Raw genomic sequence first — 17,311 nt, 5'->3', positions numbered from 1 at the left:
ATAACCACCCCGGTTTCTATATTTATTGCTATTATTTATACTATATACGCATTATGCAAATACATTCTTCTTCTCGGCAATGAAATCTCCAAGTGCCGGAACGTCTATAGTATTGTCTGTCAGGTCGAACAATGGATCTGCGGCCTTAACCTTGATCATTGTATATACAGGAACTGTCTTGCCCTGGTAATATACCTCCACAACGATGTATGTGTAATTTCCACCATATGGTGCATAACACGAATCATCAGGTGTAAGGGCTGTACCATTGCCATTTCTCACAATATCCTTTATATCGCCTGCAATTGATGTTAACTTGGCTGTACCAATCTTATCGTATGACTTAATCATCTTATCAGTATTCTCTGTATAGCTTGGTCTGATTGAGTAATCGGAATCATCGTAATCCAGATCATAGTAAATGTTAACCTTTGTTACCTTTGTCTTCTCCGGAATTCCAATCTTATAATCAAACTCAGGATCATCTGTCTTTGAGTCAACCTCACTTACATATACAGTCTTTCCTGATGAAGCAAGTGCCTCTGCATCCTTTGGAAGCTCATCCTCTGCAGCCCATGTCTGCTTTGGATCGTAACACTTGATAGTTGGCATCTCTGGTACTGCTGATGCACTGTTTACAATAACGTTGATGAACAGCTTTCTCTCATCATTGTTTCTTGTACGTCTACCTGTAACTGATGAATGTCCGGCACCACAATATGTGATCGCACCACTGCCATAAGCTGTAGTGTAGATGAAGTAAGCCTCCATTGCATCTCCAGGATCCGCTGCATACTTTGATGAACGCATCTTACTGTTCGATGAGTTATTTGAACCTGCAAGAGTATACCATACTGTTATGTTGTCACTCTCAAGATCAAGTGCAAATGCCTGCTGATGTGTACCCGATATGTTCAGTGATGAACTTATGTTGTATGGATACAATGTTACAAGACCTGAGTTAAGCTGTGTAGCCTTAACTGTCTCAGCACAAGCTGACTGATCCTGGTTTGAAGCCTGTGACCAGGCTGTTGCTGCCTTATATGACTCCTGTGCATATACATATGGAAGTGTAGTTGTTGCACCAGCCATATTACCATTGTAGTAAAGTGCTGTCATTGCAAGTGCACTTACATATACCTTCTTATCTTTTCCAAGATATGGCTGCCAGTATGCGTTCTTCTCAACAAATACATCCATAATGTTAGAATTCATACTGTTCAGTAATCCTTCGCCTGCAGTAGGATTATTTGCATATGGTGTCAGGTAATACAAGCTGCTATCCGGTGATGTATATGTCACATCATCAACTGTTCCATCTGCTGTGTATGTAACTTCCAGTGTACTTGTATTAACAGAAGCCTTGCTGTAAGAAACACTCTTAACGTTATACTTACCAAGCTTAAGTGGATTGTCATACTTAACAACATTGTCTGTTATATCAACATGGAATCTGTTCATTCCTACTACTGATAAAAGTGACTTTGTAAGGTTAACTGCACCTGCATTTGCATATGGTGACATTGAATCATGGAAGAAGAATAAATCTCCTCCTGCTGATACATAGTCAAGTATGTACTGACATGTTTCCTTCTTGAAGTCAACCTTAAATCCACCAAATGAATCCGATGGTCCAAGAACAAGTATTGAGTACATGTTCTTCATAAAGCTCTTACCATATGAACGTCTGAGGTAAGTATTGTACTTATCCTTTGCCTCAAGTTCTGCGTTCTTTGCTGTCACATAATCTGAATAATACTTAGCAAAATCAGCTCCGAAATCATCTGACATCTTTCCTGCTTTGAAGTCACCCTCACAGTGATTCATTGTGTTGTACTTTGGCCAGAATATCAGATAATAATCGCCTGTATCCTGCATATACTGAAGGACTTTCTTTGTCTCTGCATTGCTTGTCCTGAAATTATTGATAAATGTACTGTAATTTGTAGTTCCTGTATATTTACCATCAATATAGTCTATTGCATTCTTGAGATAGTTATCAAGAATCTTCTTTGGCGTTGCAACCTTTGCTGACGCTGCTGAATATTCTGTAAGTGCAACAGCGGCAAGGCTCTCGTACTCTTCCTGACTATGTCCATCAACCTTCTCACCCTTGGCAAGCTTCTCAGCCTCTTCTACCATAGTATCAAGGCAATCATACTGAGCATCTACTCCATCTCCTGTCTTGAATGAAGCTCTATCACTTGAAGCAACCACAAGATCAAGATTTATGTCATAATCCTCTGAAAGCTCATCTGCAAGATTCGAATAATAATCATCCGCATCTGTGTTTGTATCAAACTCATATACGCCGAATCTGTTTTCATGTCTTCCAAGAACTGCATACTGAGTAGTTGAAGCGTTATCAAGCTCTGCCATGTTTGCAAATACATTGTACTTTGCAATCTTGTGAGCTGTCTGTGACTCAATATCAAAGTAAAGTGTATCAGTTGCTCCCCATGAGGTTGCCGTCTGTCCCTCTGCCATTGTCTGAACCTGAAGAACATTTATCTCACTCTTTGATACGTTATTGTTTACTATCTTGCTGAGACCTGTAGAAGAAGCAACTATATTGCCCTCCTCATCTGTTATCTCAAGATACCATGCTGCTGATCCAAAGAACTCAGAGTCAAGCGCTACTGTCAGTGATTTCTCCTGACCGTTTGTGATCTTATCCCCAAGACAATAATCACCGCCGCCCTTCTCGAACTTTGTATTCTTATCAACATCTACAAACAACTTGTAGTTATATACTGACTTGTCACCATCAACCTGGAATGTAAACTGTAATCTGTTGGACTTGATATAAGTCTGCTGTATTCCCTGCTGATATGTAACTGGTTTTGTAGTGATAGTAAGTCTTGTTCTATGTGCACTTCCTGTCACCAGTCTGTTAAGAGATGCTGAAGTTGCATCATCATAGACTACCTTGTAATTATAATATACAGTATCTGTTCCCGGACGCTTATACCATGACTGATCCTGTACGTCTGAGTCCATATAATCAGTTTCCTTGAACTTACCTCCAGCAAGTGACTGAACACGCTTTGTCCATAAACTGTTACCGTATATTCCATCCTTATCACTTATATACTGTGTTGCATCCTTATCGAATCCCCACAGAATATTTGATCCATTTGCTCCTGTATGTCTTGCATAGAGAGTATCTACCAACTGATACATTCTTGATGATGGATCGAGATAATAATTCTTTCTCTCAAGCTTTCCATCTTTATACCAATATCCCTGAAGGAGCTCAGCCTGTGAAAGCTTATCACCATTTGCATTTGTACCCTGCATATTCTCATATACGCTGGTAAGCTCATCACTTATGATCATCGGTCTGCCTGATGCCATGTATGTGAGAAGCTCCTGATACTTTGTATTTGTCAGGTCGTTACCATTCTCTGCAAGATATGTTGTTGTGTAATACTTGTCACCAACCTTTGGTGATGCAAGCATATTTGTTGATCCTGATATAGGTGCTGTATCTGGGCTATATGTAGATGCATTCATCAACTGACTGAGTGTACCTGTGTGGTAATACATGATGAATGTTGGGAATATCTGATATGTGTAACCCGACGTAGCATTACCGATATCATTCTGTCCTTTGTACATCTCCGCTGGATTTCTATCCATAGCACTTATATCGCCACCGATATATACCAGATCGTATGTCGCTGCTATATCTTCCTTCATACCAATGAGCTGCTCGGTCGAAACCTGAGTGAGCTGAATATCTCCAATGGATATACCATCGATAGCGTACGCTATCTTCGCCTTGGTAAGATCAAAATCATAATACTCTGTTCTGGCTGCCAGCTCCTGCTTGGACTTACCACTTACTACATCAGATGGAACTGTATAATAGTTTCCTGTTATTTTAGTTGTTCCATCACTTCTTGTTGTATAAGCTGTACTTACAGTATCCTGAAGTGCTGCCACCTCAAGATCAATCGGATAATCCGGCTGAATCTCAAGTACCTTGAACTTGTTATCAGAGCCATCGCGATACACACTGGCATTGATAACATCAGCCACTGCCTTTGCCGATGGTGAATCAACTACCGGAATGGTTGGATCTGAATCATCGCCACTGCCATCTCCTGAGCCCTTTCCGTCACCGGCCTTAGAAGAAACTATAAAATACTGTCCACTCTCGACTGCACTGCACAGATCCTTGAATACCGCTGTGCCTATCTCCTTGTTATATGTACCCTTGTCAATAAATACAAAGTCATACTCTGAGAGATCAAGCTTATCATAAGTACCATTCATGAATACTGCCTGGGTTTCGAGATATTTGTCATGCAGACCAGTAACATACGAAACTACCTTTGCCGCATCTGAGAAATCCAGATTAGTATATACAAGATCACTCTTATACTCATAATTGAGATCTGCATTACCAATATTCTCCTGGAAATCCTTATATGTAACTATTACATTCTCATCTGTTGTTCCTGCTGCGTCTATTCTGTATGTATATCCTGATACATTGTCCTCGTCAACTGTCTTAATATTGAAATCATACTGATAATCAGTATCACTTCCGTCAACAAGACCGGAATTATCAGCTACTCCAACCACAAGATCATCATAAGAGAACTGGTCATCACTGACATCTCCTCCAACTACAACCTTGTAGCTATATTCAGGGCTGAGTCTGTCAAAGCTGTATGTGTATACAGTCTCCATAACTGTGTTGCCATCAGCATCCTTTATCTCCTGACCATTCTCGTCAAGTTTCGGAACCTCTTTCATCTCAAGAGGAGCCTTCATAAGAATATCTACTGATGTTCCTGCCAGATTAAGCTGTGTTCCATTTTCTACTACAAGATATGCATACATATCTGCTGCTGGATCCACTGCATCACCTGCATCATCAGTACATCTCACTGTACCGGAAACTGACTTTGTCTTGACATCCTTATAGTATGATGTTGCAAAGTTGACATTCTTAAATGCCTTACCGCCATTGGTCATCGCCTCTACAAGATCGGCACTGTCAATAAGGTAAACATCAGCACCACTTGGCACATATCTTGAAAGACCTGTACCACTGCTTGAAGTACCATTCGCATACATATGTCCTGTCAGATCGCTGTTTGGAGCCTTCTGTACAGATTCCCATGTATTTGTCTTCGCATTGAATGTGTAATCAGCAGAAGCCATGTCTCCACGTGTAGCACTGCTATTCTTCTCTGTGATTTCACTGAACATTGCACTGCCGGCTCCGTCCTCTGAAATCACAAGTATCTTGGCATTATCAAAGTTCCACGACTTTCTGTCTCCTGTAAGACCTGATCTTGAACCAGCCTTATCATATGTAGAATCCTTGATATTATCCGGTATGTTACCATCAAGGAAATCAAGTATTGATACACCCTCATACCACTTATAGTATGTTCCATAGTTAAGGTAATCGCTACCACCCTCGCTGGCTTTTCTCTCTGCCTGAAGAATAAAGTCAGAGATCGTCTTTGTTGTCTTGTTTATATCAGGAGTCGTCTTGTTATCATCTGCCTCCTGATAAAGTGTCTTAAAGAAATCCGGCTCTGTAACAAGGACATTATCATATCTTGCCACAGCACCCTTAGTGATCAGCTTGTATGCAAGTGCACCCATTCTGTAATCATCATTATTTCCTGTTATAAGCTCTGGCTCTGATGTACACAAAGTTCCTGTACACAATGCTATAGGATGTGAGTTTGCTGTAGCATACGCATCCAGCCAGTTATACAGATCCTCGCTTATATCATTTGCTTTGCTGGCATAATCGCTGGCACCATTCGCCCAAATATATATGAAATCCGCCTGATTGAGGATTCCCTGGGCTGTTGTATCCATGCTGTTCAGCTCGCTGACTGTACAAGTTGTAAGAGTCACCGCACCGGCAGCCATGTTATCGCTTATCGTCTTATATCCATTGAACACTGCAAGTCTAAAATACTCACCTGCATACACATATCTCCAGAGATATGTTGTTGAATCGTATCCTGTCAGCTTCTTCGCATCACCTGAAAACTTGCTATCAGTGACGGTTTCCTTCAGCTTCTCATCCATATCTGCATTACCACTATATGAATCAGGTACTATCTGGACGATTCTGAATTTGTCCTCTCCTGTCTGTTTCTTGCCAGCATCGTTGGAGTTCTTGACTGCCAGATCGATATTGGACAATCCTGTCAGACTTGTAGATTTGCTTCCGCTGCCGTTCGCATCACTCAGGGAAGCCTGAGAATCGGAGTTAGCCAGTGTATAATTCACAAATATAGAGCTGACTACAAGTGCGAATATAATAGCTATAGATGATAAGACTATTTTTTTATTCTTAAACACTGTATTTTCCTCCTCTATTAATCCCACTCATGCTTCTTGAGCACGAATGAATTTCTGAGTCCAACTACACTTGTTACTTTATATGTCTCTTTTGTTTTTGTGTCTTCAAATCCAATAATCACTGCAACACTATTGTCTGCAGGATTGACCTGAAGCTGAAAGCTTTTCACGTTGTTAGCAAGCACTGTACCTTTCTTGGAGCTTGCATCCACATACTTTGTACACGATGAAAGCACCGCCTGTGCCTGATTTACCTTTGCTGAATCGCTGCTCTTGAGATCCTGCTTTGCCTGATTAAGCGTTTCATCACTCATCTCCTGTCTGAAAACATACAATTTCTTGTCTGTCTTGCTGTAGGTAATCGTACAGAATGCAGTCTTATCTAGCTCAGATGAATACTGAACCCACAGATAATCAGCATCTATAAATGTGTGCACATCCTCTGAAGCACCAGCGCCGCCAAAAGGCTTAACATCCGCTATATCATAGCTATTGCTTTTTTTCTTTATCACACCGCTATCTGACACTATATCCTGGATTACATCAGCAACGCCTCCCTGCTTACGGAGTGTGCTTCCCGATCCTGCGGATTTCACATACGTATCCTCAGGAACAATAAAGCTTCCTGTAACCTGAGTGAATGATGTTCCAGTCTGTACGTAAGCAGTTCCTTCAATCTTGATATCACTTGCCCCCATCAGTATGTCTGCTATCGCATCATATGTCTCAGTCGCCTGAGACTGAAGCTTCTGTCTGGACGACTGCTTCTTATGTGACGCAACAGTTGTAGATATAAGGGACATGACAGCAACCATGAATATTCCCAAGATTGCCATATACAGTATAAGCTCTATGAATGTGAAGCCCTTGTCTTTATTTCTACATATCATTCTTCACACCCCCTAATTCTTTCCATATGTATGACCGCCTGTATACTGGTTCAGGTTGACCCTTCCAACAGTATTGTTGCTGTTATACTTGCAGAAACGATACTCTCCATATCCAGTCAGCACCTGACTGTCAGATTTCCTGATAATAATAACCTGCTCTGAAAGAGGAGTAGTCACTGAATCTGCATCGTAATCGTCAGCATAATATATCGTAACTCTCTCCAGCACCTTGTCAGGTGCAGATGAATTAGCAGTAAATGACTCCGCCCTTCCATCAGCGCATATACCATAGAAAATATCGTAATTAGCACCATTCTGGACTATCCTTACCGCCTCTCCACTTTTTTGCGTCCTAGTTCTCATCTCAAGCGCCGACAATTCACTGTCAAACTTCTGCAGTGAAGCAGTTGCCTGAGACGCTCTTATTGATGATATAGTGAGAAAGCCCACGCCTGACATTACTGCAATTATAGCAATAACAATTATCATCTCTATAAGCGTGTATCCATTATTTGATTTTATACAATTCTTCATCAGCTACACCCCCTATTCAACATTCTTCTTCCAGTTCTGGAATACAAGAATATCTTCATATGAGATGTCTGATATTGATGCTCCTGTTACCTCTGTGTTACCTTCGCTCTTGGATGATGTATAGTTCTTCAGCACCTTTGTTGTAAGCGTATTGAGCTTTTCGTCTGTGCTCTCTGAACACTGTTCAAGAAGATTTGCAACAAATGCAGCGTCTGCTGATATTGACATATTATGGTCAATTATAAGCTTTGATCCAGTGATTATCATACCTCTGAAGCTCTTAACATTCTCATCAAATCTTACATTACCACCGGCAATTATAATTCCCTGGAATGATCCATCACCATTGTTTGGCTGGAGCTTAACATCACCAGAATTGATAACTATGGTTTTAGCCTCATTATCTGTTGCATTTCCAATTGTATTCTCAATTGAAAGGTTCCTGCTAAATACATAAGCAAAATCAACATAGTGATTTAAAGGAGTGATACTGTAATCATATGAATATTCATCTTTATCCTTATTATATGTACTTGTATATCCACTTGCTGACTTGCTATAGCCTGCAATCTCCCACGCATTTACATCAGGCTTAGTTGCCTCATCCTTCTTGTTGAGAACTGACAGATGATCCTTCATATTTATATACATATATGAGAGGAAATTACTTGTAGTCTCTTCATCATTTGCAACTGAACTTCCTGAAAGCTCTGCAGCATCCGCCTTGAGGTCATTAAATACCTTTTTATTGTTGTCTGAACCCTTGTTACCAAGGATGTTAGTAAACACCTTGCCTGTTGAAACATTATCAAGCGCTGTAGCCACATCCATTGTGGTAGTTGTGGATGCTCTCAGGAACAGCGAATCATCGTTATTCTGATCTGTGACAGCACCGCTTGCATTTATCTTGCCCTCTGCCGGAAGAACCAGCTTAACCTGGAACTGCTCATATTTCTGTACATTATAGAGTTTACTGCTTATCTCATCACCGTAATCCTGAAGAAGCTTGTAATATTTCTCAGCAAACTTCTCAGCATTGCTTACATTGGATGAATCCTTTCCATCCTCAATATACAGATAATAATAATCATGTCCTGAAACAGTCTGCTTAATTGCTGTTACACCCTTATCTCCCTCTGTAGCAAGATCATTGAGGAAATCATCATACAGATCAAGTATGTTCGCATCTGCCTCAAATGTCTTTGGGAACTGAAGTGTAACTGTAGTGATTCCTGTGTCAGGGTCAACCTTCTCAGTGTTGTTCACTACAGACCACTGGGTAAGGAACATAAGCTGGTTTGTCTTCACATCAAGAGACTGTCCTGTGGAATAATCCTCCAGTGTGGTGAATGCATAATCTGCATTCTCATCAACTGTTATATTCTCGTCATCCTCAGGAACACTGGACGCTGCAATCTTAGAGAACTCAATGTATGACTTACCTGCTATATACAGTGAATTAAGTTCCTGAAGATCAAGTGTTGAATTCTTACCATTTACTATGATCGCACTGTCACTGAAGTGTGATCTCAGCTTATATCCGGTTGCCAGGTATCCCTTCTGTCTAAGATAATTCAGGCTTCTTGTATCCTGAGCATTGTAGCTATATCCAAAATAACTTCCCTGAGTAAACTTCAGGCTCGCCTTCTCTGCGTTAAGCTCTGTATCATCAAAGATATATGCATCAGCAGAAGCCTTAAGAGAACCGCCATCCTTTCCACCTATGACAATATTGTCTGCCCAAAGCTCTGAAAGAGTCTGTGTACGACCTGAAAGGTTTATCTCTGCTCCATTGTATGCTGCAAGAGAACCTGAACACACAACAACATCAGAGTTGAGTGTAAGTGATGTATTTTTTCCATTTACAAATATTCCGGAATAAGCACTGCTGTCCTTTGTTCCCCACATTGTACTAGGCTTACTCTCATATTTGTTCGTAACCTTTGTCTCGGCTACATCGTTATAATCCTTATTGTAATAATCGCTTGCTGCGTAGATATTACCCTTTACCTGCGCATCTGTTGTCTTATTATCATTGTCCTCGCCAACTTCAACACCCATATCTGCAAGTATCGCATACTCATACAATGTATTGTTTGATACACTGCTTGTATCAAATGAAACATTGTACTCAGGCTCCGTGAGAACAATGTCCGTAGTGATAGACTGCTCATAGGTTCCTGCTGTTGATCCCTGCAGATTCACACTTCTCTTAACACACACATTCTTGAATGTGACAGACTGAACCTTGTCATTTTCGTAACCCGACTGCTTCTCCGTCTTAATTCCTCCATTATTCTTATAATACTGAGTTGTTGTCTTGTTATTAACATCAGTATATATAAGCTTCATGTTCGATGTATCAAGTCTGACACCATCCGGATTGTCCACTGCATCATACTCATTAGATATGAAAGACTGAAGTGTATCTGTCACGTTCTTAAGGCTCTTATAGTTTGTATCTGCAACAAAGCCTGTCATGAAAAGCTTTTTGAAAAGCTCATTTGCCGATTTATTGTCAAGGGTAGTATACGCCTGAGCCTTAGTATCATACACAACAACCAATTCAGCCGTAGTTGTATACGCTGAATAAAGGTGCTCATTGGTCGCTGCGCCTACCCCCGCATACATCTCATCAAGTGCAGTTTCTACCTCATAAAAGTTATTCAGGGAATTCAGCTTATAAAACTTGAGCTTGTATGTCATCATAGCTCCCATAAGTATCGCTGAAGCAAGAATGCACATAAATGTGGTTGCGACTATTACAAGGACGAAACTTGAACCGTGATCATCGTTATGCCTAAGCTTTCGCTTTAATCTCTCAATCATCTGTTACTTCCCCCTTGTTCCAGTAACCGTCGTCTTGTTTCCTTTACTATCTGTCAAAGTAACTGTTATATCGTACATATATACACTGTCACTCTGATCCTCTGTCAAACGAGCTACAGGATAGTCAGAATTAACATTGTCAAAGTCAAAGTTGGCATATACATTAAGATCTGACGACTTTGCTCCCGCTGCCAGCTTAAGTCTCACCTTGACATCTGACATCTTGGTGTTCTTTCCTGCATTCGTATATGTAAGATCATCAACGTTCGCCACATTGAACTGCTCACGTATGATCTTCTTGTATGTATCGCTGAGCTCTGCTGTCGTCTCGAATACATACACATCCGCCTTCTCAGATATTCCTGAATTATCCACCGTTATGGTATCTGTCGTACAGTATGAACCATTGTATATCGCCGGAACATAGAGAAGATACACAGGTGGCAGACCATTCGTAAACTCCTGCTTGTATACTATTCCATCACCATATAAGGTGGTAGGCTTGTATACATTTTTGCCTGAGCTCTCATACTGTGATCTGATAACTGAGACCGTTGTATAATCTGTGTATTCCACATAACACTCAACTGTATATGTGGATCCCAGCTTTGATATCTTGATCTTGGTATTCTTCTGGAAATGATCCTCATCGAATGTTCCACCACCGGAAAGATAATGGTTGTACTGCACATCATACTTTCTCAGCACGTCAAGCTTCGCATCCAGGAAATACTGATATGCGAGATTATCAAGATTGCTGCCTGTTGCGGCTACATTATAGGTGGCACCTATAATGATAGCCGACTGTTTGCTGTCCAGATTTCTGATAGTTCCCGATTCCGTAGCATTAGTCTGTATGGCGCCACTTTCATCGCTTTTGAATGTCGCACCACCATCAAGACCTGCAAGCACATATCCATTCTTAAGGACCTGATATGCCGCATCATTCACATCCACCTGACAGGTGTAGGTCTCATAAGATTTTCCTATGGATACATCGTTGCAGGTATAGGTTGTGTCCGAATATTCCGCCGTTTTAGAATTCGGCAATGTAATAGACTTTCCCGATGGTGTTCCCTTTGTAAAGGAATATGTCTTTGTTCCATTGCCATCAGGAATATTCACATTTCCTGACAGATCAGCGGTCTTAAAGATCTCCATGATCTCCTCAGCCTTCTCGACTGCATACTGCTTCTTCGTCGATGTAGTACCCGTCTTCGTGGCTGTGATCAATGCATTGGTTATCGGATAGATCAGAATGGCAAATATGGCAGCAGCGATTATAATCTCTACTAAACTAAATCCTTTATTGTTTGATTTAACCATTTATTTGTTCACTCCATTTAAGTGTATGCATCTACTGGGCTGTTGTTGTGGTCGTAGTCGTAGTAGACTTTACTGTTGGGTTTCCAAAGATGTTGTTTGTACCTGTCTGTACATTCACATCTGCGTGATCTGTAGTTCTGTCATCACCGTTTACTGCATATGAGGTTATAGTCATATCTCCCTCATACTTTCCTGTCTGTTCGTTGAATGCTATAGTGACATCGTCAAGAGTCATTCTGTAATCACCATTCTTGATGTAGTCGATGACATCCTTGATATCCTTGTAGTCTCCCTCGTATGTGACAGGGAATGATGCTGAATAGCAGTTGTAACCTGATGCTGTAGCTGCTGACTCATCTATAGTCACGTCAGATGCTGCTGCATCTGTTGAAGCACTTGAATTATCAGCAACGGTAACGTCGCCCACAGCGCCTGCGCCAAGTGTATAGAAAAGTGTCTCCTCACCCATTGTTACACTAGGAAAGTTGAACTTATACTTATCCTTTACACCCTGTAAATACATGATCGTGTTATCCTGATACAGCTCTGATGGAAATTCTGCAAGAACAGCCTCATAGTCTGCCTTGTACTTCTCAGTGTCAGCTATGTACTGCTGTCTGTTCGCATCCTTCTCAAGCAGGCTGTTGTAATATGTCTGTCTCTCGTTGTACTGACTCTCAATACTCTTCTTGTCATCGAAATTGCCCATGGCAAGAAATCTTATAGGAAGCACTAAGATAGCAATTCCCAATAAGAATAATAATAGATTTCTCTGTCCCTTTGTGATTGAATCCATGATAGTTCCTCCTTAATTAACTGATACTTCATCTGTTGAAGTCTCGGTATCATCTGCATTTACATCCTTGTAGATACATGTAACTGTAAAGTCGTATGTTGTATCCCCGCTCTGCTGATCCACATTCTCAGTGACAGACTGAACGAATGAATTGTCTATGCACTCTATATCCTTGAGGTTTATTGCAAATGCAGCTATATCCTCGTACGACTTCGTGTTACCTGTGAAACTAACCTCTGTTGAAGATGAATCAAACGCTGTAAGACTGATTCCCTTTGGCATCTTGTCCTCAAGCTCCGCAATAAGTGTTCCAACATTCTCATTGAGGTTCTCTGTGTAACTGTACATATTCTGAGCATCCATGTATACACTTTCTGCATCTTCATAGTCCTGAACAATCTGCTCTATATCCTTGATTGAATCAATATCTCTATTCACCTGATCAAGTTTTGACTGAGCCTTATTCTTAGCTATAAATGAGTACGCTGTAACACCACCTGCAACTATGACTGCTATGATGATAAATGCTATAACCAGTGGTGTTGTGTCAACACTGCTTGCACCACCCTTGCTGCCAGTCTCACCAAGCTCGAAGCCCATAGGGTCAAAGGCAGCTCCGATAGGAACCATGAGATATACAGGATTATAAATCTTGAGATCAATCTTTGGGTCAAATTTGATGTTATACAATGTATCCATTACTCTGGTTGATACATTGAGCTGAACCTTGAACAAGCCGTCGATTCCCTTGATAAGGGCTCCATCACCTGTGAGAAATACATCATCAATAGGCTTATCAGGATTCTTTGATGTGAAGAAGTCCATCACACGGCCGATATTGTTGATGAGATATCTGAATGCTCCTGTTATAGCATTGTCATCGAAATCAACTGTGAGAAGTCTTTCGTTCTGGAGAAGAGTCATAGCTGTAGTTGCATCCACGCCCTTCGCATCCATAACTTCGTTGACTACCACATTGGTACCGTACGGAACTGTTCTCTGAAGGAGAAGTGTATCTCCTTTTACGATGTTGAGCACTGTTGATTCACTGCCCAACTGGATTACCATAGTTGTCATTGCCTCTGTTGTCTGAGTCTTGATCAACTGAAGCATTGCATTACCAATATAATCAAGTGCTACTACTTTCAGTCCAGCCATAGCTGCGAGATCATAGTATGATCTTACCATGTTCTCTGGTGCAGCGACTGCAAGAACTCTGAGCTGCTTGTTATTCTCTTCATCAGTAACTGTCTCAAGCACTGTATGAGACACTACGTAATCCTCTATATTAACAGGGAAATACTCTGATGAGTTCGCATTAATAATTCCTTTGATTTTGTTCTCCTTAACGAAAGGTACAAGAACCTCTCTGTTAACGATCTTTGTAGAGGTAAGAACGAATATCGCGTTCTTGTTTGTTATTCCATTTGCTGAGAGCTGAGACTTGATTGCCTCTGCTATTCTCTCTTTGTCTCTGATCACGCCATCCTCATAGGCATCTTCCGGTGTCTCGAAGATGATAGCGTTGTGTATCGTTGACTGCTTCTTGTTTGAAGGTGTAACTTCAACGATAGTAATACTTTCATTTGTAATGTCGATTGTTAAGACTTTATTATTACTCGCCATTTTTATAGCCTCCCTCGCTAATCAGTAGTTTTGTATGGAAAATTCCACATTGCTTTGAGTACCAGCTTACCGCTGTTCACCCCATTCATATAATTGTTCCGGATAAGTGCTTTCCGGATAAAGGTCAACATTCTGTCACCCTTTTAATAGCTCATCTCATCCACATAATGACCCTTTTATATAGAAGAAACTCACCGAAAAATAAGTACCAGCTCTACCTAGGTAAGCCAGTTGCCGCCATAAGTCATGCTATGTGACTTGTCACATATACAAAAAACCGCTGACTGCAAAGAAAGAGTGAGTACAAAGGATCAGACTGTATAACAATTATTCCTTCATATTCAGCTCCGTGTAAAGATATAGCAACCGGGGAAAATCCCCAGCTACTATAAATATAAATAGTAGAAAATGTGTCAGCACCTGACGATGATCACACTCACTGCCTGTACGAGGTTGCAATAGGTATAATCACCGTCTTGTGCTACACTTATGTAACACCTATCTTGTTCTCATGAACAATCCGTAAGTTTACACAAGTTTGTCAGGATCTTACTTGTACTCAGCACATACATCTGGGTAAAGCTCTGAACCATTAACTGTTACAGTGAAAGTAGACTTGTCTGAGCTAAGTGTAAACATAAATGACTGATTCTTATCATACTTTGGCTTGTATGCAGCTGAACCAAGCTGTGATACAACCTCGCTTGTAAATGCAGCACCAGTTCCTGTTACTGCAACAGGCTTTGTTGTTGATAATGTATAATCACCAGCATCTGCTGCATCGTAAGCTGCCTCTACTGAAAGTGCGTTTGTAACTGCTGTTGCGATTGTCTGTGCGTTTGATACATCTGTTGATCTTCTTGACTTAGCGATGTACTTGATAAGTGCTGGTGCAAGAGCTCCAGCAAGGATTGCCATAATAGCAATAACGATAATTAACTCTACTAATGAGAAACCTTTGTTGTTTTTCTTCATAATATTACTCTCCTTTTTAGTTGTTTATTGTGTGTTGTTATGTGCTTTGCACTATATCAAACCGGCATCCTCGTTCTACCGGGTTTAACCTTTTTAGTTATCATGCAGGTCATACATGATATATCAAATAGCTACCAGACGTATGTTACTTGTAAGCATCACACACATCCGGATACAGCTCTGAGCTGTCCACCTTTACGGTGAATGTAGCCTTATCACTATTGACTGTGATAGTGAACTGCTTGTCCTTGTCATACTTTGGCTTGAATGTACTTGTCCCAAGCTGACTTGTGACTTCTGATGTGAACGCATTCGATGTGCCAAGCTGTGTGCCATCGGTATTCACCGGGTAATCACCAGGTGTGGCATCATCATATGCCTTCTCTACCGATAAGGCATTGGCGACTGCCGTCGCTATAGTCTGGGCGTTCGACACATCGGTCGATCTTCTTGACTTTGCTATGTACTTTATGAGCGCCGGTGCAAGTGCTCCGGCAAGAATAGCCATGATTGCTATGACTATGATAAGCTCCACCAGTGAAAAGCCTTTGTTTCTGTTCATCTAACTTCCCTCTTTTGATTATACATTGTCCATAGCGTTGTACATACTCATGATAGGTCCATATACCGCTGCAACTATCATGCCAACAACACCTGCAAGAAGAACCATAATCATAGGTTCCATAGCTGCTGTAAGCGCATTTGTTGCCGCCTCAACTTCTTCGTCATAGTAGTCAGCAACCTTGCTGAGCATCTCCTCTATATCTCCTGTCTCCTCTCCAATCTTTGTCATGGCTGAGAGCATAGGTGGAAGCATCGTCATATCCTTAAGAGGCTTTGAGAGTGGCACACCCTTGGATACCTGAATCTTAGCATCCATAAGACCATCTCTGATAATCTTGTTGTCCATCATCTTCGCAACCTGCTCAACCGCATCTATCATGGATATACCTGACGCCATCAGTGTGCTCATGGTCCTGGCAAATCTTGCACACGCCGTCTTCACATTCAGGTTGCCAAATATAGGTGCCTTAAGTCCTATGTTCGCAAAGAGCTGTTCACCAAACGGCGTCTTCTTGAAGAACTTAACACCGAATACTATCGCCGCAACTATGATTATGAGCAGCCACCACTTATACATGACAAAATCTGCCGCAGCCATCATCATACGAGTTGCGAGTGGAAGCTGAGTTCCCATCTCTTCAAACATACTTGAGAAGTTTGGTATAACCGCTACCAACACTACTATGATAACTATAACCATAACACAGAGAACTACGATAGGATATGTCATGGCACCCTTGATCTTGGATGACAATGCATTGTCCTTCTCGAAATGCTCTACCAGTCTGTCCAAGCAAATCTCAAGATTACCAGACATCTCACCGGCTGCCACCATGTTGATCATGATAGGCGGGAATACATCCGGGTTAACTCTGAGCGCATCCGCCAGAGTTCCACCTTTCTCTACATATGTACGCGCATCTGCTATGGCCTTTCTCAGTGTCTTGTTCTCGATCTGATCTCCCATCAGCTCCAGTGCGGATATGATGGTAACACCAGCCTTGATGACCGCTGAGAACTGTTTACAGAATACACCCAGGTCTCTTGACTTGACCTTCTTCTTAAATCCTATACCCCCAAGCGGGCTGCTCTGCTCTGTCAGGCTCATAATCGAGTAGCCTTCTGACTTCAGCTTCTTCTCAGCACCGTCTCTGTTAGGGGCCTCGATGGTACCTTTTTTATTCTTACCATCTCTGTCAACAACCTTGTAATTAAATACTGCCATTGTCTCTCCTCCGACCCAATCTTAATATTCTTACGTTTTCATGTATCTACACTTTAAAAGCGCAATAATGCAACATAAATTATATGTAAAATATCTTACTATACCACACAGATTTAATCAACATTTAATTATTTGCACGTTATTTTTTAGGCAATATGCACAATGCAACTTGGTTATTATACCACATTTTTCCATATGGTA

10 protein-coding genes are annotated in these 17,311 nt (G+C 41.1%); all 10 read right to left on the bottom strand.

Annotated features, from left to right (window positions below):
* Positions 1-51: 51 nt before the first annotated feature.
* The gene (locus DWX57_RS01450) at positions 52-6,345 is read right to left on the bottom strand and encodes a DUF5057 domain-containing protein (protein WP_120122910.1); all 6,294 of its coding nucleotides are present in this window, start codon (positions 6,343-6,345) and stop codon (positions 52-54) included.
* A 17-nt stretch (positions 6,346-6,362) separates the two neighbouring features.
* Positions 6,363-7,235: a prepilin-type N-terminal cleavage/methylation domain-containing protein gene (locus DWX57_RS01445; protein ID WP_118649239.1), complete on the bottom strand. Its 873-nt coding sequence runs from the start codon at positions 7,233-7,235 to the stop codon at positions 6,363-6,365.
* Between the two features lie 12 nt (positions 7,236-7,247).
* A complete protein-coding gene (locus tag DWX57_RS01440; RefSeq protein WP_117548745.1) occupies positions 7,248-7,769 on the bottom strand; it encodes a prepilin-type N-terminal cleavage/methylation domain-containing protein in 522 nt (173 codons plus the stop codon).
* Between the two features lie 12 nt (positions 7,770-7,781).
* Positions 7,782-10,598: a hypothetical protein gene (locus tag DWX57_RS01435; protein WP_120122909.1), complete on the bottom strand. Its 2,817-nt coding sequence runs from the start codon at positions 10,596-10,598 to the stop codon at positions 7,782-7,784.
* 3 nt (positions 10,599-10,601) lie between these two features.
* Complete coding sequence (locus DWX57_RS01430; protein ID WP_055223930.1) at positions 10,602-11,924, bottom strand: prepilin-type N-terminal cleavage/methylation domain-containing protein; 1,323 nt, start codon at positions 11,922-11,924, stop codon at positions 10,602-10,604.
* A 31-nt stretch (positions 11,925-11,955) separates the two neighbouring features.
* Positions 11,956-12,720 (bottom strand): hypothetical protein, encoded by a 765-nt coding sequence (locus tag DWX57_RS01425; protein WP_117874719.1) that lies wholly within the window; start codon positions 12,718-12,720, stop codon positions 11,956-11,958.
* A 12-nt stretch (positions 12,721-12,732) separates the two neighbouring features.
* Positions 12,733-14,346, bottom strand: coding sequence for a type IV pilus assembly protein PilM (gene pilM, locus DWX57_RS01420; protein ID WP_022216709.1), 1,614 nt, complete (start codon positions 14,344-14,346; stop codon positions 12,733-12,735).
* 549 nt (positions 14,347-14,895) lie between these two features.
* Positions 14,896-15,321 carry a type II secretion system protein gene (locus DWX57_RS01415; RefSeq protein ID WP_118649240.1) on the bottom strand — a complete coding sequence of 142 codons (426 nt, stop codon included), beginning with the start codon at positions 15,319-15,321 and terminating at the stop codon, positions 14,896-14,898.
* 145 nt (positions 15,322-15,466) lie between these two features.
* Positions 15,467-15,883: a type II secretion system protein gene (locus tag DWX57_RS01410; RefSeq protein ID WP_055144040.1), complete on the bottom strand. Its 417-nt coding sequence runs from the start codon at positions 15,881-15,883 to the stop codon at positions 15,467-15,469.
* Positions 15,884-15,901: 18 nt separating this feature from the next.
* Positions 15,902-17,110: a type II secretion system F family protein gene (locus DWX57_RS01405; RefSeq protein ID WP_117874716.1), complete on the bottom strand. Its 1,209-nt coding sequence runs from the start codon at positions 17,108-17,110 to the stop codon at positions 15,902-15,904.
* Between the last annotated feature and the right edge of the window lie 201 nt (positions 17,111-17,311).

Origin of the sequence: Coprococcus sp. AF19-8AC, from assembly GCF_003603115.1 — a bacterium.
GTDB classification, from domain to species: Bacteria; Bacillota; Clostridia; order Lachnospirales; family Lachnospiraceae; genus Coprococcus; species Coprococcus aceti.
The sequence above is the reverse complement of the archived record's forward strand: the minus strand, read 5'-3'. Positions and strand labels throughout refer to the sequence as shown.

Excerpts from the sequence above, each read along its gene's own strand:
- DWX57_RS01425 (WP_117874719.1), bottom strand. The coding sequence starts at position 12,720 with ATGGATTCAATCACAAAGGGACAGAGAAATCTATTATTATTCTTATTG.
- DWX57_RS01430 (WP_055223930.1), bottom strand. The coding sequence starts at position 11,924 with ATGGTTAAATCAAACAATAAAGGATTTAGTTTAGTAGAGATTATAATC.
- DWX57_RS01435 (WP_120122909.1), bottom strand. The coding sequence starts at position 10,598 with ATGATTGAGAGATTAAAGCGAAAGCTTAGGCATAACGATGATCACGGT.
- DWX57_RS01445 (WP_118649239.1), bottom strand. The coding sequence starts at position 7,235 with ATGATATGTAGAAATAAAGACAAGGGCTTCACATTCATAGAGCTTATA.
- pilM (WP_022216709.1), bottom strand. The coding sequence starts at position 14,346 with ATGGCGAGTAATAATAAAGTCTTAACAATCGACATTACAAATGAAAGT.
- DWX57_RS01415 (WP_118649240.1), bottom strand. The coding sequence starts at position 15,321 with ATGAAGAAAAACAACAAAGGTTTCTCATTAGTAGAGTTAATTATCGTT.
- DWX57_RS01405 (WP_117874716.1), bottom strand. The coding sequence starts at position 17,110 with ATGGCAGTATTTAATTACAAGGTTGTTGACAGAGATGGTAAGAATAAA.
- DWX57_RS01410 (WP_055144040.1), bottom strand. The coding sequence starts at position 15,883 with ATGAACAGAAACAAAGGCTTTTCACTGGTGGAGCTTATCATAGTCATA.
- DWX57_RS01440 (WP_117548745.1), bottom strand. The coding sequence starts at position 7,769 with ATGAAGAATTGTATAAAATCAAATAATGGATACACGCTTATAGAGATG.